Raw genomic sequence first — 21,196 nt, 5'->3', positions numbered from 1 at the left:
AGGAAGCGGTTGCTGCGGGGGCTGGGCCGGAGATCAATCACTCTCCGAAGTGAACCGAGGCGGTGAATCTCGTCGAGCCGCGGCTACTGCTGCCTCTACCCGGCTTGCTGCGTCTCCGGGATCCTCGTGCTCCCAAACCCGCACCACCGTCCAACCGGCTTCGGCCAGTCTCTGATTGGTGTCCGCATCCCGCGCCCGGTTGCGCTCGACTTTAGTCGCCCAGTACGCGCCGTTGCGCACGGCTGCGGTGTGGTGCTCCGGGCAGCCGTGCCAGAAGCAGCCGTCGAGGAAGACTGCGACTCTGGCTTTGGTGAACACCAGATCCGCAGTGCGACGCAGTTCCTTCACGGGGCGGGCAGCCACTCGGTAGCGTAGGCCACGCGCATGCACAGCCCGTCGCAGTGCCAACTCCGGCCCTGTGTCCCTGCTCCGATTCGCTCGCATGCTCGCTCGCACAGCGTCGGACGAGGCCCAAGAGTCACCAGGTCGCGTCCGTGCGGCTCGCTCGGGATCACTCACCACCTTGCTACACCCTCTCGGTCCGTCTCGTCCGCACCACAGAACACTCGGTCCCTCACATCTTAGATTCGGACCCTGGCATCTTGTCCTGGGGACTCGGGACGTGCGTCGGTGCTCTCACGTACCATCTATCGGGTGACAGCAACACTCGCACCCGCCTCTGACATCGCCAGCACGACGACTGGCCAGACCGTCTTCACGGTCGCCGAGTTCTTCGCCGGGATCGGTCTCGCCCGTCTGGGGTTGGAGCGCAGTGGCTTCAAGGTCACGTGGGCTAACGACCTGGACGACCAGAAGCACGACATGTACAGGAGGCATTTCGCCGACGCAGAGGACCACTATGTCCTCCGTGACATCCGCGAGATCGCCGGGGCTCCCCCAGGCGATGCCCCGGGCAGAGTCGATCTGGCCTGGGCATCTTTTCCCTGCACCGACCTCTCCCTGGCTGGCGGCCGCTCAGGGCTCGCCGGCCAGCACTCCAGCACGTTCTGGGACTTCATCAACATTGTGAAGACCATGGACCTGCGTGACGACACGGCGCCGGCCGTGATCGCTCTGGAGAACGTTAACGGCTTTGCCACCAGTCACCAAGGCGATGACATGAAGTCCGCCATCGGGCGTCTGAACGAACTTGGCTACTGGGTCGACGTCGTCACGTTGGATGCCCGGCGTTTCGTTCCGCAGTCCCGCCCTCGCCTATTCGTGATCGCCAGCCGACTGCCCAAACCGCCCGCCGATGAAGGTCGAGACACCGAGCTGCGTCCATCCTGGCTCAATACCGCTCTTGATGCTGAGGGCCTCGAAACTCACCGTAGCCGGATCCCTGACCCGCCTCCCCCGCTCACGAGTGGGTGGACGCGTCTGGTCAATGACAGTGACCCGAATGTCGAGTGGTGGGACGAGGCGCGGGTCGAAAAATTTAAGGAACAGCTCTCAGGCGTCAATAGGGAGCGTGTGGAACGACTTAGCGGCGAGCCTGAGTATTCCTACCGAACAGCTTACCGGCGGACCCGGAACGGTGTGCCCGCGTGGGAGATTCGGGACGATGACATCGCAGGCTGCTTGCGCACCGCCCGCGGAGGCTCCTCCAAGCAAGCCGTTGTACGGATGCAGAAGGGCGAACCTCTGCGTGTGCGATGGATGACGGCCCACGAATACGCGAAGCTCATGGGCGCGCCAAATTACACACTGCCCACGAATCGCAATCGAGCGATCATGGGCTTCGGAGACGCGGTCTGCGTCGACGCCGTTGCCTGGCTCGCCGAGCACTACCTCCATCCTTTGCTGGCCGGCTCCCTCGATTGCAAGCCGAGGGCGGAGCAGCAATCCATTTTCCCCTGACAAAATCAACTCACGCGTCTGCGTTGCACGCATGCGTCGAGCTTGACTCATTCAATATGCAATTATTCGATTTCCCTGTATTTGGAGACGTTGATGGTCACCTGTCATTTGGATATCTCTGGAACGCCGATGGAGAAAGCTGTAGAAACGCTTTCTGTGGCGCTCGGTGACTGGTATGAAGAGCGGCGGGACTCAAGCGGTAATGTCAACTCCAACGTCATGTGCGCCGGCCTGTACATGACGGAGTTCCTTGCAGTGCACTTTCCTCTTGAAAAGAATGACTACACCACCAAATCTCAGGTGAAGTCTGCCAGTGGGAAGCAGGCTCAAAGACTGCTGGCTCAACACGGTGAAAATCGAAGGTTCACCAGTGAGGGTGGACGCACATCTCGAGCGACCCTCAACCACGCTGATTCCCTGGCCCGACTCTTCAATGATCGAGGTGTGCTGGCGGGGTTGGGCGAGTGCGGAGAAGCTGAACGTGGTGCGGTCGCCGCACATCTCCAGAAATGGTTTGTCGAAAAGGTCCGGGAGGACTACTTCGGTCGAAGACGGATCGAGGCCGACATTGACCCGGATGCCCCAGTTCGCGTCGCCGTTGCCTCTCTCATCGCGGCTGGTCGCCTTCGCGGAGGAAACACCGCAGGCGCCATCGCCCAGCACCTCGTCGGCGCGAAACTCAAGATCCGGTTTCCTCAGGAGAACGTCAATGCCGAGAGCTACACCACGGCCGATGTTCAAACTGGGAGGGCCGGTGATTATCAAATCGGCGACACTGCGATTCATGTGACGATGTCTCCTACTGAAAAGGTCTTCGCTGAACGCTGTGCCGACAATCTCCGCCACGGCTATCGCCCCCGCGTCCTCGTCCCCGAGGACCGTGTGGCTGCCGCCGTCCAGCTCGCAGACAACTGCGATATCGCAGACCGTGTGGCGATTCAATCAATTGAGGATTTCGTCGGCACCAACATCGAGGAAGTGGGGGGATTCTCGCGTGACGGCATACGTGACTGTCTCCGCGAGCTGCTCGACGAGTACAACGCTCGAATCGAGCGTAGCGAAGTCGATGCGTCACTGAAGATTCAGCTTCCCGAGAACCTCTGATTCACTTTTCCAGTACGGATTTCCTGACCGGGTCCTTGCCGAACTGGTTCTCACCCGTTCCTTCTACACGGATACCGGTCGAGCCTCTCCCCGTCAGACGTGTCGTGCGGCCGCGTTCTCGATCCGTAGAGGTCGAGGATCGGTCGCCTACCGCCCCACCCCCGCCCCCTCGCGCACCCGCTCCACGACCTCCGCCGCCGGGGCGTCGGTCGCGGACCGGAAGCCCTCGCCCGCCCACAGCGCCATCCCTCCCGGGTCGCCCGCGCGGGCCGCCGCCGCGCGCAGCGGCTTGGTCATGTGGTGGATCTCCGGGTAGGCGGTCGGCGCGTCGGCGTGCTCCCGCATGAACCGGTTGACCAGCCCCCGCGCTGGCCGCCCCGTGAACGCCCTGGTCAGCGCGGTCTCCGTGAACGCCGGGTCGGCCAGCGCGGCCTTGTGCACCGGGTTCGCCCCGCTCTCCGGGCAGCGCAGGAACGCCGTCCCCAGCTGGACGGCCGCCGCTCCCGTCTCCATCGCGCGGGCGGCGTCGCGGCCGTGCATCAGCCCGCCCGTCGCGATCACCGGCACGTCGACCGCGGCCACCGCCTCGGGCAGCAGCGCGAACAGCGGCGATCCACCCCCTCCGGCCGGGTCGAACACCGCGCGGTGCCCTCCGGCCTCCGAACCCTGGACGCACACCCCGTCCGCGCCGCGCTCCACGGCGATCCGAGCCTCCGGCACGCTGGTCACGGTGACCACGGTCGCCGAGCCCACCGCCCGCAACCGCCCCAGGACCTCGGCGGGCGGGCACCCGAAGGTGAAGCTCACCACCGGAACCGGGTGGGCCAAGAGAAGGTCGACCTTGGCCGCCCACGCGTCGTCGTCGCCGACCGGCTCGCCCACGGCGCCGCCGTGCCGCCCGGCCTCCGCGGCCAGCTCGTCGCGGTAGGCCGCCAGGGTCTCCGGCGCGGCGGGCGTCCCCGAGGGCACGAACACGTTGACCCCGAACACGGTCGTCCCCAGCGCCCGGACGGCCGCGATCCGCTCGGCCAGGGCCTCCACCGACAGGTACCCCGCGGCCAGCGACCCGAGCCCTCCCGCCCCGGACACCGCCGCCACCAGCTCGGGCGTCGACCCGCCGCCCGCCATCGGCGCCTGGACGATCCACCGTTCCCGCAGCAGTTCCGCCAACCGCATGAGCTCCCCCTCGCGTCGGACGGAACGGACGCTAACAGGCGGGTTCCCGGCGGTGGCCCACCGACCCGCGGATCACGCGTCGGGCACCGTCCCGAACAGCGGCAGCAGCACCGTGTCCACGATCTCCTCGATCATCGCGTCGCCGATCGGCTCGTGGTGGAACAGGAAGTGGTTCCGCAGCAGCGCCTGACCCACGTCCAGCCGCGTCGGCGTGACCGCGCGCGGGTCGATCTCCCCGCGCTCCACCGCCCGCCGGGTCACCTCCGCCATCATCCGGCGGCCCATCCCCTGCGAGTGCGCCCGCAGCTCCGCGGCGCGTTCGGGATCGGGCAGGATCTCCGTCATCAACCCCCGCAACCCCTTGCCCGCGGGCCCCGCCAGCGTCCGCGCGATCCGCCGCAGCGCCGCCAGCAGGTCTCCGCGCAGCGCGCCGGTGTCCGGCAGCTCCCCGGGCTCCGGGACGACCGAGTACACGGCGTCCATCACCAGCTCGGCGCGGGTCGGCCACCGCCGGTACAGCGACGCCTTGCTCGCACGGGCGCGGTCGGCGACCCCCTCCATCGTCAGCGCCGCGTAGCCGCGCTCCTCCAGCTCCTCGACGGCCGCCGCGAGGATGGCGGACACCAGCGCCTCGCCCCGGCGGCGCGGACGCTTGCGGTGGTCGGTGGTCTCGGGATCGGCGGCCATGTCCCGCATCCTACGAAGCCCGCGTGACCCGGCCGGTCGACCCGTCGACGGTGACCCGGTCGCCGTCGACGAGGGCGGTCGTGCCGGTGCCCGACCCCATGACCGCCGGGATCCCGTACTCCCGGGCGACGATCGCGGCGTGCGACGCCGTCGCTCCCGTGTCGACCACCACGGCGGAGGCCCGTTGGAACAGCGGTGTCCACGACGGGTTGGTGTAGGGGCACACCAGCACGTCCCCGGTCTCCAACCGGTGGAACTCGGCGGGCCCGCGGATCACCCGCACGGGTCCCGTCGCGGTTCCGGCGCTGGCCGGGGTGCCGGAGACCAGCGCGTCGCCCCGGTCCCTGGAGGGGAACACCCGCGCCGGGTCGATCATCCGCACCCCGGTCAGTTCGGCGCGCTTGGCGGCCCGCGCGCGGACCAGGGAGCGCAGGCGCGCGGCCTGGTCGGCGGGCATGGCGGTCACGTCCGTGATCTCCCGGACCTCCTCGATCCGCAGGTGGAACACGTCGAACGGCTCGTCGACGACGCCCGCGTCGCGGAGTCGGGCGCCGATCTCCAGCAGTGCCCGACGCATCGCGGGGAGCCCGGCGGTGAAGTAGAAGTGCGAGTCCTCCCGGAACGCCATCCCGTTCTGCGCCGCGCGCACCCACCGGGTCACGGCCGACCGCGCGCGCCCGCCGCGCAGCAGCGGGTGGTCGAGGAGCGCGCCCAGCGCGCGTTCGGACCGGGACCCGGGGTCGTCCTCGCGCTCCCGACCGACCAGCACCCGGACCAGTCCGATCACGCTCTCCGGGGACTCGGCGAGGGTGGGCGGGCTGACCAGCAGGGGACTGGTGGTCTCGCGGCGGCCGAACTCGCGCTGGAAGGCGTCGAGGGCGTCGGCGAACTCCCGCAGCGGGCCCCGCCCGTCGCGCAGCGCGGTGAGGACGTCGTCCGGGCCGGCGGACTCGACGAGCGCGCGCAGCTCCGGCACGGCCCGGACCCGGTCCGCCAGGTCCTGGAGCGCCTGGTTGGCGTCCTCGGTCCGGGTCCGGGCTCCCCCGAGCAGGTCGCCGAGCAGGGACCGCCGGCCGAGCAGCGCGGTGGCAGCGACCAGCCGCGCCACCGACAGCCCGGTGCTCGGCAGGTAGTCCAGACGCAGGTCCCGGCAGTGGTCGAGCAGCGCGAGCACCCGTTCGGGCACCGCCACCAGCTCCGGCCAGGGCGACGAGGCCGGATCGAGGGCGTCGAGTTCGTCGGCGCGGCGCAGGAAGTCGACGAACCGGGGATCCTCCCGCCACGTGCGGACGTCCATCGTCCGCGCCTTGCGGGCCAGACGGAACGGTGTGCCCAGGGCGCGCGGGGTGGGGCGCGGCGCCCGCGGGGTGAGCCGCGTGACCACCCCGTCCTCCTCCGCGTAGAAGTCCTCGAACCCGCCCTTGATCCCGTACTCCTCGACGATCTCCTGCATCATGCGCGCCGGGCCGTGCCCGAACCACGTGCTCACGTCCATCGGGTACGGACGCACGGGCGTGTACTCGGTGAGGACCGACGCGAGCAGCCGTTGGCGCCGGTTGAGCGGACCGGTGTACGGAGGGAGCGCCGTCATCGGGCGCGACTGGACGATGTACGCGCGTCCGCCGGCCAGACACCACTCGATGTCCTGGGGGCGGCCGAAGTGCCCGGCGACCGTGCGCGCGTGCGCCACCAGGACCGACAGCTGGTCGTCGGTCAGCAGCCGTTCGGCGGCGCCGTCCCGGGTCCCCGTCCCGTCCTCCCGCACGACCCCGCCCCCGGCCCCGGACCGGATCACCACCTCGCCGCGGCCCGGCAGCCACTCCAGGAGCCGGCCGCCGTGGTCGAGGACGTAGTGGTCGGGGGTGACCAGGCCGGACACCACGGCCTCGCCGAGCCCGGCGCCCGCGTCGACGATGACGCGGTCGCGCGCCCCGCTCACCGGGTCGGCGGTGAACATCACCCCGGCGACGTCGGAGTCGACCATCCGCTGCACGACCACGGCGATGCGCACCTCGGCGGCGCTCACGGACCTCTCCGCGCGGTAGGCCACCGCCCGGTCGGTCCACAGGGAGGCCCAGCACCGCCGGACCGCGTCGACCACCGCGTCGGCGCCGACCACGTTGAGGTAGGTGTCCTGCTGTCCGGCGAACGTCGCCCCGGGCAGGTCCTCGGCGGTGGCGCTGGAGCGGACGGCGACCGGGACGTCCGCGCCGAGGGCGGCGTAGGCGTGGACGATCGCCGCGCGCAGGCCGTCCGGGACGGGCGCGGACTCCAGGGCGGCGCGGAGCCCGGCGGGTTCCGGCGACTCGGCGGTGAGCCGGTCGAGGAGCCTGGTGTCCGCCGCGGCCTTCGCGTAGGCGTCGGTGGTGACGACGAACCCGGGCGGCACCGGGAGTCCGGCCCGCAGGAGCTCTCCGAGGTTGGCGCCCTTGCCGCCGACGGCCGCGAGGTCGTCGGCGCCGAAGACGTCCAGGGGTGCGACGGAACGTGGGTGGGTCATCGGGGAGTCTCCCTGTCTGTGTCCGCGTGCGCCGTGGTGCGCAGGGGGCGGTGGGGAAGGGCGAGGGCGAGGAGGAACGCCAGCCCCAGGAGCGGGGCCGTGGCCAGCAGCGCCGACGGCACCGCGGCCCCGAACGCGCTCTCCACGAGCGCGCGCGTCGGCTCCGGGAGGGCGGCGATGGCCTCGGGGGTGAGGGTGCGCGGGTCGGCGACCCCGGCCGGGACGCGCTCGCCGAACGACCGGGTGACCAGCGCTCCCACGACCGCGACGCCCGCGCTGGCGCCGACCTGGCGCAGGAAGAGCACGGCCGAGGTGGCGGCGCCGAGGTCGGAGCGGCCGACGGCGTTCTGCGCGGCGAGCATGACCACCTGCATCACCAGACCGAGCCCGAGCCCGAGGAAGACCAACAGTCCCACGAGTCCCCGGGTGTTCAGGTCCGGGCCGAGCAGGCCGATGAGGACGAGTCCGACCGTCGCGATCGCCGTGCCCGCGACCGGGTAGCCGCGGTAGCGGCCGGTGCGGGTGATGAGCCGCCCCGACACCACGGTGGTGACGAGGGTCCCCGCCATGAGGGCCGTGACCAGCAGACCCGCCTGTGTCGCGCTCGTGCCCAGCGCGATCTGCGCGAACGCCGGAACGTAGGTGAGCAGGCCGAAGAGCCCGAACCCCACGAGGAAGCCGATCGCCACGGGGAGGGCGAACGCCCGGTCGCGGAGCAGGCGCGGGGGCAGGACGGGGTCGCGGGCCACGCGCGCGGTGACCGCCCACAGGCCGAACGCGGCCACGGTGCCGAGGCCCAGCGCGGGGACCACCCAGCCGGGGTAGGCGCCGGGACGGGCGAGCGCGTCGCAGAGCAGGACGGTTCCGACGACGGTGGCGGCCAGGGCGGCGGCGCCCGCGTAGTCGATCGGCGGGCGTCCCCGGGGGCGGGGGAGACGCAGGGTCAGGCCGAGCACGACGAGGGTGGCCAGGCCGAGCGGCGGGTGGACGGCGAAGATCCAGCGCCAGGACAGGTGGTCGACCAGCAGGCCGCCGACCAGGGGCCCGCCGACCGCAGCCAGGACGTAGACCGCGCCGAACAGGCCGAGGTAGTGGCCGCGTTCGCGCGGGCTGACGATCTCGCCGACGATCGCCTGCGCTCCGATCATCAGCCCGCCTCCGCCCAGTCCCTGCACGACCCGGGCCGTGGTGAACACGGCCAGGGTGGTGGACAGCGCGGCGATCAGCGCCCCGACGGAGAACAGCACGACGGCCGCGAGGATGAGCGGGGCGCGCCCGTAGCGGTCGCCGAGGCGGCCGAAGACCGGCATGACGGCGGTGGCGGCGACCAGGTAGGCGGTGACGACGGTGGGCATCTGGTCCAGCCCGCCGAGGTCGCCCGCGATCTCGGGGAGCGCGGGCGCCATGGCGGTCTGGTCGAGCGCCGCGAGCAGCATCGCCATCAGCAGCCCGGGCAGGGCCAGGGCCACGGAGGTCGGACGACGCGGCACGGTGCTCGCCCCCTCGCCACCGATAGGAAACGGTTCGTTCTCTAAGAAGAGTAGCTCTCGCCGTTAGGGAACGCAACGTTTCTTTCAGGGGGATTCCCGGTGAACCACGTGGGACACCGCGAACGTCGGCGGCGCGGAGCGGGAACGCCGACGGCGCCGCCCGTGGGGGAGCGGCGCCGTGGTGGACGGGACCGGCCGGATGGAGGGGCCGCACGGCGGGTCGAGCCCGTCCCCGCCCGACACGGACGGGGCCCGCGAGGTCGGAGAGGCACGCGTGCCCCCGCGGCGACCGCACGCCGGGAAGGGCCCCTCAGGCGACCGTCGTCGTCCCACCGGCGAACCGCCGCAGCTCCCACGGGTCGTGCGCGCAGAACACGGTCACCTCGTCCCCGTGCAGCCGCACCAGCTCCCGCAGCCGGGCCTGGTTGCCCAACCGCAGCTCCCGGTCCACCTGCGCCGACTCCTGGACCAGGTCCATCTCCGGGTGCCCGGTCGGGGACGCCGCGTCCATCTCCCCGTGGAAGTAGTAGGCGTCCCCGGCGTGCAGCACCCACCGGTCGCCGTCCCGCACGGCCACACCGCTGTGCCCGCGCGTGTGGCCGCCCAGCGGAACGAGCAGGACGTCGGCGGACACCCCGTCGAGTGCCCGGACCGCGTCGAAGCCGAACCACCGCTCCCCGCCCGCCGCGCGGCTGGCCGGGTAGGCGGACCACCGCGGCCCGTGCTCCCAGTGGGCGGCGCGGTACCGCTCGGTGCCCGGCGGCAGGGGGTCACCTCCGGAGGCCGCCGCCAGCTCCTCCGCGTGGACGTGCACCCGGGCGTGCGGGAAGTCCGCGAGGCCCCCGGCGTGGTCCACGTCCAGGTGGGTCAGGACGATGTGCCGCACGTCCTCGGCGGCGAACCCCAACCGCTCGACCTGGCGGACGGCGGTCTCCTCCGGGGCCAGGCGGGGCGCGGCCAACGCGACGAAGTCCGAACCCAGTGTCCGCCCCTCCCGCAGGACGTCGTTCACGCCGAACCCGGTGTCGACGAGCACCAGCCCGTCGCCGGTCTCGACCAGCAGGCAGTGGTTGACGGCCGGCAGCGGCTCCAGCGGGCCGAACGGCGGCGCGGGCGAGCCGAGCTCGCGCATGGATCCGCAGTTGAGGTGGTGGAGGGTCATGCGAGATTCCTTCCAGGTGTGGCCGGATGGGCGGCGGGCCAAGAATAGACCGACTGGTCTACATATTTCTACTGTCCGCCCCACCCCTTCCCGGAACACCCCTCCGACCGGGGCGGCTCCCGCGCCGCCGACCCCCCACCGGTACGCTCGGCCCGAGAAGCGTCTGACCAGGAGGAGCCCACCATGCCAGCGACCGCCGTCGTCACCGGAGCCAGCAGCGGGATCGGCGCGGCCACCGCGCGCGGGCTCGCGGCCGAGGGCTACGACGTGGTCCTCGTCGCCCGCCGCGCCGAACGGATCGAAGCCCTCGCCGAGGAGCTGGCCGAGGCCGGGCACAGCGCCCGCGCCCAGGTCCTGGACGTCACCGACCGCGCCGCCGTCGACGCCTTCGCCGAGGCCCTGCCCGCCTGCGCGGTCCTGGTCAACAACGCGGGCGGCGCGATCGGGACCGAGAGCGTCGCCACCGCCGACCCCGCCGACTGGCGCGCCATGTACGAGGTGAACGTCCTGGGCGTGCTCAACATGACCCAGGCCCTGCTGCCCAAGCTCGTGGCCGGCGGCGACGGCACCGTCCTGGTGGTCTCCTCCGTCGCCGGGCACGTCGTCTACGAGGGCGGGGGCGGCTACGTGGCCGCCAAGCACGGCGCGCACACGCTCGCGGCCACCCTGAGGCTCGAACTCGTCGGCCAGCCGGTGCGCGTCCTGGAGGTCGCCCCGGGCATGGTCAAGACCGAGGAGTTCACCCTCAACCGCCTGCGCGGGAACGCCGACGCGGCCGAGGCCGTCTACGCGGGGGTGCCCGACCCGCTGTCCGCGGAGGACGTCGCGGACACCATCGTCTGGGCGGTCACCCGGCCCCCGCACGTCAACGTCGACCTGCTGGTCGTGCGCCCGCGCGCCCAGGCCGCCCAGCACCGCGTCCACCGGATTGAGGAATAGCGCTTGACCCTGACGCTACGTCAACTCCTAGCGTCGGGGGCATGAGCGAGAACACCGTCGCCGGTACCGGCGCCACTCCCGAGATCGACCGCACCATCTACCCCATGCCGATGTTCGCCACCTTCCAGGTGACGGACCTCGCGGCGGCCGAGGCCTTCTACCACGCCGTCGGCTTCATCTCCCTGGCCACCATCCCGGGCCCGGACGGGACCCCCGTACTCGTACACCTGCGGCGCACGCGGTACCAGGACATCCTGCTCGTCCCCGGAGAGCCGGAGCGCGGCAGCACGACCGTCACGTTCCAGGCCGCGGGGGAGGACCTCGCCGCACGGGCGGACAAGCTCCGCGCCGCCGCGCCCGAGGGCGCGCGGATCGAGGGTCCCGCGGACACCGCCTGGTTCACCTCCGACGTGACCGTCGACGACCCCGACGGCAACCGGGTGGTCCTCACCGCGCGGCGCGACGGGGAGAGGGAGCAGGCCGAGGCATGGGCGAGGACCTTCGAGGGGGACTTCGTCACCGGGGGGGAATAGCGCCACCCGGGCCCCTCGGCCCCGCCCGCGCCGTCGGCCCCGCCTCCCGCTCTACCCTGGCCTCCATGGAATGGACCATCCACCAGGTCGCCGTGCACGCGGGCGTCACCAGCAGGACCTTGCGCCACTACGACGCAATCGGACTCCTGCCGCCCTCCCGCGTGGGGGACAACGGCTACCGGTACTACGACGGGGCCGCGCTGGCCCGCCTCCAGCGCGTCCTCCTCCTGCGCGATCTCGGGCTGAACCTGTCCGTGATCGCGGACGTCCTGGACCGGGAGGAGGGCGAGGAGGCGGCCCTGGCCGAGCACATCGCGCTCCTGGAGGACGAGCGCGACCGCCTCGACCGGCGGATGGAGGCGGTCCGGCACACGCTGGACGCGCGCCGGTCGGGACGGGACCCCTCGATGCGGATGATGTCGGAGGGGTTCAACGACCCGTACGAGGAGGAGGTCGTCGCCCGGTGGGGCGAGGAGGCCTTCCGGAAGAGCAACGCCTGGTGGCACGGGAAGTCCACGAGGCAGCGGATCGAGTGGAAGCTGGAGACGGACGCGCTCGTCGCCGCGTGGACGGCGGCCTGGCGGGACGGCGTGGACCCGGCCTCGGACCGCGCGCGGCGGCTGGTCGCCCGGCACGCGGAGTGGCTCGGCCGGATCCCGGGAACCCCGGCGGCCGACGGGGACCGCGAGCGTTCGGTCGACCTCCTGCGCTGTCTGGGCGACATGTACGCCGAGGACCCGAGCTTCGCCGAGACCTACGGGGGACCGGAGGGCGCCGCGTTCGTCCGCGACGCGCTCCACGCGCACGCCCGCGACGCCTTCACAGCCGCGGACCGCGCGTGATACGTGTGAACCGTCCGACACGGGCCGCCCCGCGCGCACCCGCGCACCCCCCGGATCCCCGCCCGTGTCCCGGCACGGCAAGGAGCCCGGATTGCGTCCTCCCGCCCTTCTGAGCAGCTACTCCTCAGGCACCTCCGACACCCCGCTCCTCGGCGACACCATCGGCGCCGGCCTCGCCCGCACGGCCGCCGCCCATCCCGACCGCGACGCCCTCGTCGACCGCGCGGGCGGCGTCCGCCTCACCTACCGCGAGTTCGACGCCGTGGTCGACCGCGTCGCGCTCGGCCTGCTCGCCCTCGGCGTCGCCAAGGGCGACCGGGTCGGCGTGTGGTCGCCCAACCGCGCCGAGTGGGTCTACACGCAGTACGCGACCGCCCGCCTCGGCGCGATCATGGTGAACGTCAACCCGGCCTACCGGACCCACGAGCTGGAGTACGTGCTCAACCAGGCGGGCATCTCGGTCCTGGTGTCCGCGCCCTCGTTCAGGACCTCCGACTACGCGGCGATGATCGAGGAGGTCCGCGGCCGCTGCCCCGACCTGCTCGAGGTGGTCCTGTTCGACGGCCCCGCGTGGGCCGGCCTGCTCGCGGCGGGCGAGGAGGGGGACCCGGCGCGGCTGGCGGAGATCGAGTTGTGAGAGTCCGACGCGTGAGAGAGATGAGTCCCAGGCAGCGCGCCGCCTATGAGCAGAAAAATAATCGCAACCCCAGAAAAGTTCTTTTCTCCATGTGGGATGAGGTTCTGGGCTCTCACTCCTCTCACGGGGAGAACCCTCAAAACTCGTTGACCTTGATACTTACCAGAAGAGAGTGTGAGAGCAAGGGGTGTGCACAGAGTTCCTTCTCATGCGCGAAGAGTGACATCGGCTCGCATGAGAGAACCCCGGGTGTTCTAACCCGGGGTTCAGTCAGTCACAGCACGTTCTTCGACGTGTCTACGTCCACCCTCAGCCGCAACAACTCGTCTTCCCCACCCTCGCGCGCGAGACGTTCGATTCGCTCGACACGCGTCCGCTCAAGCTCAAGCTGATCAACCTTCCGCATGCGACCACCGTTCTTCGAGGGAAGGAACGTCACCCTCTGGAACAAGGTCCTCAGCAACACCCTTTGCTGGTCCAGGCTCATGGAGTGAGCGGAGTCGATCCCCTCGAATCGGATCCCGCCCATCGTAGTCAAAGCTGAAAGCTCAGCTTCAATTTCGGACTTGCGCGTGGTGTACCTCTTCGAGAACTTAGCGGCCAATCCAGGCGTGATGTCACCCGCTTCCGCGAGTCGCTCAGTCTCCATGTGCTCAGCTTCCAACTCACTAAGCTCAGCGGACAGCCGATCCCGCTTCGTCTCGGCTTCGTCGTCACCACCGTGTTTGGTGGTGTACCGGTCAAGGACCGCTAGCCGCTCGTCGATCAGTTCCAACAACACTTCGTCGTTGATGTCTTTGTTCGCGGACATGTGCTTGAACACATCACACCGGTAGTAGACGTAGGTCGCCCCTCCGGGCTTCGAGTTCCCCGAACCGATAGTCACCTTCGAGGTGCCGCACTTGCCACACCAAACGATCCCCGAAGCGAGGTTCTTGGCTTCGACACCCCCCGACCAACCCGGACGATTCGGAGACGTGAGTTTAGCGACCAGCATTGTCCGGTCAGCTTCCGAGATAATCGGCTCCAAGGCACCGTGGGACACGATCTCCCCGTTCAACACCGTGTGACCGGAGGCCCGGGGAGAGATCAGCACGTTCTTGATACGGCCGCTGTCGAAGTCGTTCCCGAACACGGTCTTTACACCGTTCTCGCGCGACCACTTCTCCAGCGAGTGCAGAGACGCATTGTTCTTGAGAATCTGATCAGCCCAGTAGCGGATAGTCTCCGCTTCCCCCGGGTTGTGTCGGTCGAAGTCCAGCTTCGGAGCGATCTCGTATTCACCGGAGTTTTTCTTGGACCATTTGCGTCGGGTCTCACCGGTCTCCGCACCCCACCCGAACGAACGGGTACCACCGTGGATCGTCCCGTTCTCAGCGGCTCGCTTCCGCGCGGACTTCATGCGGTGAGACTTGACCAGCGACTCGCCCTCGGCGTTCACCGTTTCCCGCTTGATAGCAATGACACCTTCGGGGGTGGACAGGTCGAAGCGTCCGTGTGTCTCCGTGAAGACGTTGATTCCGAACCGCGTGCCGATACGAATGAACTCTTCGAGTTCTTCGGTGTTCCTGTGCAACCTGTCGGGAGCACGGGAGAAGACAGCGGCAGTCCTCCCCTTCCTGAGGTGACGCAGCATGTCTTGGTAAGCGTCGCGTCGCTTCTTGGTGACGTTGAACGCGGAGATCTCGTCATCCTGGAACTTCACCAGGGGAACTCCGGGAAGGATCCGAGAAGCGTTCGCTTCGTTGGTTCGGTCCTGGTGTGAGGTACCAAGTCCCTGGTGTGTGTCGTCTGCGGAGATACGCGAATACGTGACCGCGTCATATCCGGGGGGAAGCGTGAATGTCGCTTGCAGCATCGACATGTATCCAGCCTCACTAGATCGGGACTCAGAGGCTCCCCGGGGGTCTGGGGAACCTTGGAGGATCTAGGTGAGAATCTCACGAGGGAGACATCGCCGGTCTCCACCCAGACCCGCCGGGAAGACTCGGTGGAGCTGCGGGTCTCGACCGTCGGGCGGGTCGGGCCGCACCTGGAGGTCAAGGTGGTCGATCCGGACACCGGGACCACCGTGCCGCGCGGGACCCCCGGCGAGCTGTGCACCCGCGGCTACTCGGTCATGCTCGGCTACTGGGACATGCCGGACCGGACGGCCGAGGCGATCGACGCGGGCCGCTGGATGCACACCGGCGACCTCGCGGTCATGGACGACGCGGGCTACGTCGGCATCACCGGCCGGATCAAGGACATGGTGATCCGCGGCGGTGAGAACGTCTACCCGCGCGAGGTCGAGGAGCTCCTGCACACCCACCCCGACATCCTGGACGCGCAGGTCATCGGGGTGCCGGACGAGAGGTACGGCGAAGAGCTCATGGCGTGGGTGCACATGCGCGACGGTGCCGACCCCATCGGCGTCGACGGTCTGCGCGCCTTCTGCGAGGGCAGGATCGCGCACTTCAAGATCCCGCGCTACGTCCACGTCGTCGAGGAGTTCCCGATGACCGTCACCGGCAAGGTCCGCAAGGTCGAGATGCGCGAGCAGGCGCTCCGGCTGCTGGGCTGAGCGCGGCCCCCGACGCCGTCCGGAACCCCCGGGTCGGGGCCTCCCCCACGGTGACACGCCGTGCGGATCGGGGAGGCCCCGGGTCGGAGGAACCTGGCCGCGAGGTCAGGCGGAGGGCGCGGTGTCCATGTCGGAGGCCAGCAGCTCCGCCAGCGTGTCCAGGGCGGACTCGGCGGTGTCGGCGTCGTCGCAGGACAGGGTGACGGACTCGTTGTGGCCCGCGCCCATGGCCATGACCGCCAGGACGCTGCGCGCGTCCACGGGGTCCTTGCCGTCGCGGGCGATGGTGACGGGCAGGCCCGTCTCGTTGACGGCCTGCACGAAGAGGGCCGCGGGCCGGGCGTGCAGTCCGAGGTGGGAGCCGACGGTCACGGTGCGCTGAGGCATGTCAGTCCTTCTCTGGTCGTTGGGTGGCGGAGCGGTTCACAGTTCGTCGATCCGCCGCCGTCGATCGGGATCGGCCACGACAGTGGCCTCGTGCGCGGCCACGACGTCGGGTGTCGGGATGCTCGTGCCGGGGAGGGAGACGGCGGCCGTCCCCCAGGCCACGGCGCGGCCCAGCCCCTTGTCGGGCAGGCCGTTCTCGCTGAGGTAGCCGGCGAGAGCGCAGTCGCCCGCACCCACCGTGCTGCGGGTGCGTACCCGGGGACCGCGCGCCCACCAGGTTCGCTCGGCGTCCACGAGTATGGCCCCGTGGCCGCCCAATGTCACGAGGGCCGTCTCGTTCCCCCAGGAGAGGACCTCGCGGGCGGCCTCGACGACCGCGCCGACGGTGGGCAGGTCGCGGCCGGTCAGCTCGGCGAGTTCCTCCAGGTTGGGCTTGAGCAGGGTCACCCTGCCCGCGTGCGCCGCCTTCGCGAGCGGTTCTCCGGAGGTGTCCAGGGCGAGCGGGACCCCGTAGGAGGAGGCGAGTTCGGCGACGCGGACGTACAGGTCGGTGGGGACGCCGGAGGGGAGGCTGCCGCAGGCCACGATCCAGTCCGGGTCCTGGGACAGTTCCTGTTCCAGGACGTCGAGGAGGGCGTCGGTCTCGGCCGCCGACAGGACCGGGCCGGGAGCGTTGAACTTGGTGGTGGTGCCGTCGGCCTCGGTGACGGCGATGTTGGCGCGCGTCTCGCCCGCGATGGGGACGGTGACCCGGGGGAGGTCGCCGAGGAGGGCGGTGAGTTCGGCGCCGCCGCCTCCACCGACGGGGAGGACCGCGCGGGCGGGGACACCCGCTTCGAGCAGCGCCCGCGCGACGTTCACGCCCTTGCCCCCGGGCTGCGCGTGGGTCGCGCTCACCCGCAGGACCTCGCCGCGAACGAGGCCGTCCACCTCCAGGGTGTGGTCCACGCTCGGGTTCGGCGTGAGGGTCAGGATCATGGCTCTCTCTCCGGTGTCTGTGCCCGGCCCAGTGTGGCTTGTGGGTATACCTTTGAGTATGTGTGTTTGGTTGCGTATGTCAAGAGTGTCACCCGGGGATCACGCGGGCTGGCGCGCGGTGCGTCCGGCGGGTGAACGCGTCCTGACGTCGTCATCGCTCCAGGTCATCTTCGCAGGGCTGGTGCCGTGGCCGGCGGTCGCGGCGGACCTTCCCTCGCGTTGCGGTTGTTGGGATATTTGAAGGAGATGCCCCTTGTGTGTCCTGGGCAACACAGCTAAACTCACTGAAAACCACACCGAAACACAGGTGATCCCACATGTACGCGGAAGAGCGCCAGAAGGTGATCCTCGAACGCGCCCGCCGAGAAGGCCGGGTCGACGTGACGGGGCTCGCCTCTGAGTTCGACGTCACCTACGAGACCATCCGGCGCGACCTCACGGCACTCGAACGCCACGGGGTCCTGCGGAGGGTCCACGGCGGCGCGATCCCCGTCGAGCGGCTGGGCTTCGAGCCCACGCTCAACGTGCGTGACTCCGTGCTCACCGAGGAGAAGGAGCGGATCGCCAAAGCCGCCCTGGCGGAACTTCCGGCCGAGGGCGCCATCCTGCTCGACGCCGGGTCCACCACCGGGCGTCTGGCCGAACAGCTGCCGGACGACCGCGAACTGACCGTGGTCACCAACTCCCTCTCCATCGCCCTCACGCTCACACCGCGGACCAACATCACCCTGATGCTGCTCGGCGGTCGGCTGAGGACCCGCACACAGGCCACCGTCGACACCTGGGCCCTGCGCTCGCTGGCCGAGTCCTTCGTCGACGTGGCGTTCATGGCCACCAACGGAATCTCCGTCGAACGCGGGCTGACCACGCCCGACGCGGCGGAGGCGGAGGTCAAGAGGAGCATGATCGCGTCGTCCCGGCGCGCCGTCCTCCTCGCGGACCACACCAAGGTCGGCAACGACCACTTCGCCCGTTTCGCGGGCGTCGAGGACCTGGACCGGATCATCACCGACACCGGTCTCGCCGAGGGGCTCGCGGACGAGTTGGAATCCGCCGGCCCCACCGTTCTCACGGTCTGAACCCGACCAGCCACAGATTCGACCCGGCGCGGACACCCCGCCGGCCCACCTCCCAGGAGGTCCCCCATGTCATCACAGCAGAGCACAACGAAAATGGCGTCGGTACGCTCAGGCGTCCAGCGGTTCGGCGGATTCCTGTCGAGCATGGTGATGCCCAACATCGGCGCCTTCATCGCCTGGGGCCTGATCACGGCCATGTTCATCGAGACCGGCTGGGTGCCCAACGAGACCCTGGCCGCGCTCGTCGGGCCGATGATCACCTTCCTCCTTCCTCTGCTGATCGCGTACACGGGCGGGCACCTGGTCTACGACAAGCGGGGCGGTGTCGTCGGCGCGGTCGCGGCCATGGGCGTCATCGTCGCCGTGGACATGCCGATGTTCCTCGGCGCCATGGTCATGGGACCGCTCGCGGCCTACCTGATGAAGAAGTTCGACCAGGTGGTCCAGCCGCGCATCCCGACGGGCTTCGAGATGCTGGTCAACAACTTCAGCGCGGGCATCCTCGCGGGCCTGCTCGCGGTGTCCGGGATCTACGCGGTCGGCCCCGTCATCGGCGCCGTCACCCGGGCGCTCGGCGCGGGGGTGCAGTTCCTCATCGACATGAGCCTGCTGCCGCTGGTGTCGATCATCGTCGAACCCGCCAAGGTCCTCTTCCTCAACAACGCCCTCAACCACGGTGTGCTGGCGCCGCTGGGCGTCGCCCGGGTGGCCGAGAGCGGCAAGGCGATCGAGTTCCTCATCGAGACCAACCCCGGTCCCGGTCTCGGCATCCTCCTGGCCTGCATGTTCTTCGGGCCGAAGATCAGCCGCGCCACCGCGCCCGGCGCGATCCTCATCCACTTCTTCGGCGGGATCCACGAGATCTACTTCCCGTACATCCTCGCCCAGCCGAAGCTGATCCTCGCCGCGATCGGCGGCGGCATGTCCGGTCTGTTCACCTTCCTGATCATGGACGCCGGTCTGATCGCCACCCCCTCGCCGGGAAGCATCATCGCCCTGATGGCCGTCACCCCGCGCGGTGACCACGTCTCCGTCCTGGCGGGCGTCGCGGTCGCCACCGTCGTCTCCTTCGCCATCGCCTCCGTTCTGCTCGGCTTCGGCCGGTCCGAGCGCAAGGCGGAGAAGGCCCAGAAGGCGCGGGCCGCGGCGGCCGAGACGGAAACGAACAAGGAGAGCGCATCATGAGCAGCATCGAAGGCTCGGACGTCAAGAAGGTCATCGTCGCCTGCGACGCCGGGATGGGCAGCAGCGTCCTGCTGACCTCCCAGCTCAAGCGGACGCTCAAGCCGTACGGCGTGTCCGTCGCGCACTCGCCGGTGGACCGGGTGCCCGACGACGCCGACCTGGTCCTGTGCCACACCGGGCTGGCCGACCGCGCCCGCACCCGGGTGCCCGGCAAGGTCGTCATCGCCTTCCAGATGTACCTGGGCGACCCGGTTTTCGCCCAGGTCGAGCAGGCCATCCGGGACGGTGGGACCCTTGCCGACTGAACTGGCCCTGACCGCCGACGCCGTACGGCTGGGCCGCACCGCCGCCGACCGGGCCGACGCCGTCGACCAGTGCGGGGCGCTGCTGGTCGAGCTGGGCGCGGTCGAACCCGGCTACGTGCCCGCCATGCACGAGCGCGAGGCCTCCATCTCCACCTTCGTGGGCGAGGGCATCGCCATCCCGCACGGCACCGACGCCTCGCGCTCGCTGGTCAAGGAGACCGCGCTGGCCTTCGTCCAGTTCCCCGACGGGGTCGACTGGGGCGGGTCCACCGCGTACGTCGCCATCGGCATCGCCGCCTCCGGTGACGAGCACCTGGGCGTGCTCTCCTCCCTGGCGTCGGTGCTCACCGACCCCGAGCGGGCCGCCCGGCTCCGTTCGGTCACCGACCCGTCCGAGGTGCTCGCGCTGCTGAGCCCCGAACGGGACGGATGAGGCACCGCCCGACCCGCCTGGGGCGGACCAGCAGATCTGGTCCGCCCCGGTCCGAGGCACCGCGGGGCCGCCGCCCCGCCGCACGCACCCCGGCGTCGCGCGCCGCCGTCCTCGGCGCGCGGCCCGACACCACCAGAAAGGCCCTCGCATGCTCGTCGCACGTTTCTACGCTCCCGGTGACATCCGCCTGGAGGAGGCCCCGGAGCCGACCGCCGGTCCGGGCCAGCTCAGGATCGACGTCGCCAACTGTTCGACCTGCGGCACGGACGTGAAGATCTCGCGCCACGGCCACCACCACATCGACCCGCCGCGCGTCATCGGCCACGAGATCAGCGGCGTGGTCAACGAGGTGGGCGAGGGCGTCTCCGGCTGGTCCGTGGGCGACCGGGTCCAGGTGATCGCGGCCATTCCCTGCGGCGACTGCCACGAGTGCGCCTCCGGCCGGATGCCGGTGTGCTCCCGCCAGAAGTCGATGGGCTACCACTTCGACGGCGGCTTCGCCGAGCAGATGGTCATCCCCGAGGCCGTGCTGGCCGTCGACGGCGTCAACCGCGTCCCCGAGAACGTGAGCATGGCCGAGGCGTCCGTGGCCGAACCGCTCGCCTGCGTGCTCAACGGCCAGGAGATCGCCGGGGTCGGCGAGGGCGACACGGTCGTCGTCATGGGCGCCGGTCCGATCGGCTGCCTGCACGTCCGGCTGGCCCGCGCCCGCGGCGCCTCCAGCGTGTACCTGGTGGACATCAACCGGGGACGCCTCGACATGTCCGCCGACATCGTCCAGCCGGACGCCGCCATCTGCGGCGAGGAGACCGACGCCGTCGCCGAGGTGCTGCGGCTGACCGAGGGGCGGGGCGCGGACGTCGTCATCACCGCCGCCGCCTCGGGCCGCGCCCAGGAGGACGGCCTGCGCATGGTCGCGCGCGGCGGTCGGATCAGCTTCTTCGGCGGGCTGCCCAAGGACAACCCGATCATCCGGCTGGACTCCAACCTCGTGCACTACCGGGAGATCTCGATCTTCGGCGCGAACGGGTCCAGCCCCGACCACAACCGCCGCGCCCTGGAGCTGATCTCCACCGGCGCCGTGCCGGTCTCCGACCTCATCACCGAGCGGATGGGGCTGTCCGACGTGCACAAGGCCATCGAGACGGTGGCCTCGGGCACCGCGATCAAGGTGACCATCGAGCCGTGAGGAGGATCCTTCCCCTGGCCCACCCCACTGGCGTTCCGGCGCCGCTCGCGGTTGGCTGTGTACGAGGCATTCGCACACGCCCGTCGGCCCGAAGGCAGGGCCGGGGTGAGCCGAGACCGATCGACGAACCGATCCAGGAGCGATGAT

The 21,196-nt window shown here is 70.2% G+C and carries 19 protein-coding genes and 2 pseudogenes; 12 read left to right on the top strand and 9 right to left on the bottom strand.

Annotated elements, in window-relative coordinates:
- Positions 1-33: 33 nt before the first annotated feature.
- Positions 34-444, bottom strand: coding sequence for a very short patch repair endonuclease (locus ACIBFB_RS05890; RefSeq protein WP_397226712.1), 411 nt, complete (start codon positions 442-444; stop codon positions 34-36).
- A gap of 210 nt (positions 445-654) precedes the next feature.
- On the opposite strand from ACIBFB_RS05890, the gene ACIBFB_RS05885 reads away from it, so the two are divergent.
- Together ACIBFB_RS05885 and ACIBFB_RS05880 are read left to right on the top strand one after the other, a co-directional pair.
- On the top strand, positions 655-1,860 hold the full coding sequence (locus tag ACIBFB_RS05885) for a DNA cytosine methyltransferase (RefSeq protein ID WP_397226710.1): 1,206 nt from the start codon (positions 655-657) through the stop codon (positions 1,858-1,860).
- Between the two features lie 93 nt (positions 1,861-1,953).
- Positions 1,954-2,964 (top strand): DUF4928 family protein, encoded by a 1,011-nt coding sequence (locus tag ACIBFB_RS05880; RefSeq protein ID WP_397226708.1) that lies wholly within the window; start codon positions 1,954-1,956, stop codon positions 2,962-2,964.
- A gap of 147 nt (positions 2,965-3,111) precedes the next feature.
- Here the strand turns inward: ACIBFB_RS05880 and ACIBFB_RS05875 are convergent, their stop codons facing one another.
- The 5 genes from ACIBFB_RS05875 to ACIBFB_RS05855 all read right to left on the bottom strand — a co-directional run bounded on the left by ACIBFB_RS05875 (position 3,112) and on the right by ACIBFB_RS05855 (position 9,979).
- Complete coding sequence (locus ACIBFB_RS05875; protein ID WP_397226706.1) at positions 3,112-4,140, bottom strand: NAD(P)H-dependent flavin oxidoreductase; 1,029 nt, start codon at positions 4,138-4,140, stop codon at positions 3,112-3,114.
- Between the two features lie 72 nt (positions 4,141-4,212).
- On the bottom strand, positions 4,213-4,827 hold the full coding sequence (locus ACIBFB_RS05870) for a TetR/AcrR family transcriptional regulator (RefSeq protein WP_397226705.1): 615 nt from the start codon (positions 4,825-4,827) through the stop codon (positions 4,213-4,215).
- A 10-nt stretch (positions 4,828-4,837) separates the two neighbouring features.
- Complete coding sequence (locus ACIBFB_RS05865) at positions 4,838-7,327, bottom strand: PEP/pyruvate-binding domain-containing protein (protein ID WP_397226703.1); 2,490 nt, start codon at positions 7,325-7,327, stop codon at positions 4,838-4,840.
- Positions 7,324-8,817, bottom strand: a complete 1,494-nt coding sequence (locus tag ACIBFB_RS05860; protein ID WP_397226701.1) for an MFS transporter — start codon at positions 8,815-8,817, stop codon at positions 7,324-7,326. Before ACIBFB_RS05860 ends, ACIBFB_RS05865 begins: the two co-directional genes overlap by 4 nt.
- A 310-nt stretch (positions 8,818-9,127) precedes the next feature.
- Positions 9,128-9,979, bottom strand: coding sequence for an MBL fold metallo-hydrolase (locus tag ACIBFB_RS05855; RefSeq protein ID WP_397226699.1), 852 nt, complete (start codon positions 9,977-9,979; stop codon positions 9,128-9,130).
- A gap of 183 nt (positions 9,980-10,162) precedes the next feature.
- Here ACIBFB_RS05855 and ACIBFB_RS05850 point away from each other — a divergent pair, with 183 nt between their 5' ends.
- The 4 genes and pseudogenes from ACIBFB_RS05850 to ACIBFB_RS05835 form a co-directional block, all read left to right on the top strand.
- Positions 10,163-10,918, top strand: coding sequence for an SDR family NAD(P)-dependent oxidoreductase (locus ACIBFB_RS05850; RefSeq protein ID WP_397226697.1), 756 nt, complete (start codon positions 10,163-10,165; stop codon positions 10,916-10,918).
- 41 nt (positions 10,919-10,959) lie between these two features.
- Positions 10,960-11,451, top strand: a complete 492-nt coding sequence (locus ACIBFB_RS05845; protein ID WP_397226695.1) for a VOC family protein — start codon at positions 10,960-10,962, stop codon at positions 11,449-11,451.
- 65 nt (positions 11,452-11,516) lie between these two features.
- A complete protein-coding gene (locus ACIBFB_RS05840; protein WP_397226693.1) occupies positions 11,517-12,293 on the top strand; it encodes a MerR family transcriptional regulator in 777 nt (258 codons plus the stop codon).
- A 91-nt stretch (positions 12,294-12,384) separates the two neighbouring features.
- Positions 12,385-12,924, top strand: a pseudogene (locus ACIBFB_RS05835) (AMP-binding protein); the annotation flags it as partial.
- A gap of 280 nt (positions 12,925-13,204) precedes the next feature.
- Here the strand turns inward: ACIBFB_RS05835 and ACIBFB_RS05830 are convergent.
- Positions 13,205-14,788, bottom strand: coding sequence for a recombinase family protein (locus ACIBFB_RS05830; RefSeq protein WP_397227506.1), 1,584 nt, complete (start codon positions 14,786-14,788; stop codon positions 13,205-13,207).
- A 90-nt stretch (positions 14,789-14,878) separates the two neighbouring features.
- Here ACIBFB_RS05830 and ACIBFB_RS05825 point away from each other — a divergent pair.
- A pseudogene (locus ACIBFB_RS05825) lies at positions 14,879-15,493 on the top strand (AMP-binding protein); the annotation flags it as partial.
- Positions 15,494-15,598: 105 nt separating this feature from the next.
- Here ACIBFB_RS05825 and ACIBFB_RS05820 read toward each other — a convergent pair.
- Both ACIBFB_RS05820 and pfkB read right to left on the bottom strand, forming a co-directional pair.
- The gene (locus tag ACIBFB_RS05820) at positions 15,599-15,880 is read right to left on the bottom strand and encodes an HPr family phosphocarrier protein (protein ID WP_397226691.1); all 282 of its coding nucleotides are present in this window, start codon (positions 15,878-15,880) and stop codon (positions 15,599-15,601) included.
- A 36-nt stretch (positions 15,881-15,916) separates the two neighbouring features.
- Entirely contained in the window at positions 15,917-16,858 is a 942-nt protein-coding gene (gene pfkB, locus ACIBFB_RS05815) for a 1-phosphofructokinase (protein ID WP_397226689.1), read from the bottom strand.
- 317 nt (positions 16,859-17,175) lie between these two features.
- Here pfkB and ACIBFB_RS05810 point away from each other — a divergent pair, with 317 nt between their 5' ends.
- The 5 genes from ACIBFB_RS05810 to ACIBFB_RS05790 all read left to right on the top strand — a co-directional run bounded on the left by ACIBFB_RS05810 (position 17,176) and on the right by ACIBFB_RS05790 (position 21,049).
- Positions 17,176-17,937: a DeoR/GlpR family DNA-binding transcription regulator gene (locus ACIBFB_RS05810; RefSeq protein ID WP_397226687.1), complete on the top strand. Its 762-nt coding sequence runs from the start codon at positions 17,176-17,178 to the stop codon at positions 17,935-17,937.
- Between the two features lie 66 nt (positions 17,938-18,003).
- Positions 18,004-19,122, top strand: coding sequence for a mannitol-specific PTS transporter subunit IIC (gene mtlA / locus ACIBFB_RS05805; RefSeq protein ID WP_397226685.1), 1,119 nt, complete (start codon positions 18,004-18,006; stop codon positions 19,120-19,122).
- Entirely contained in the window at positions 19,119-19,427 is a 309-nt protein-coding gene (locus ACIBFB_RS05800) for a PTS lactose transporter subunit IIB (RefSeq protein ID WP_397226683.1), read from the top strand. Before mtlA ends, ACIBFB_RS05800 begins: the two co-directional genes overlap by 4 nt.
- The gene (locus ACIBFB_RS05795) at positions 19,417-19,860 is read left to right on the top strand and encodes a PTS sugar transporter subunit IIA (RefSeq protein ID WP_397226681.1); all 444 of its coding nucleotides are present in this window, start codon (positions 19,417-19,419) and stop codon (positions 19,858-19,860) included. The genes ACIBFB_RS05800 and ACIBFB_RS05795 overlap by 11 nt, the downstream gene beginning before the upstream one ends.
- Before the next feature lie 148 nt (positions 19,861-20,008).
- Positions 20,009-21,049, top strand: coding sequence for a zinc-dependent dehydrogenase (locus ACIBFB_RS05790; RefSeq protein ID WP_397226679.1), 1,041 nt, complete (start codon positions 20,009-20,011; stop codon positions 21,047-21,049).
- Positions 21,050-21,196: the final 147 nt, after the last annotated feature.

It is taken from the genome of Nocardiopsis sp. NPDC050513 (assembly GCF_044457925.1).
Taxonomy (GTDB): Bacteria; Actinomycetota; Actinomycetes; order Streptosporangiales; family Streptosporangiaceae; genus Nocardiopsis.
This window is presented reverse-complemented; position numbering and strand designations above follow the sequence as displayed.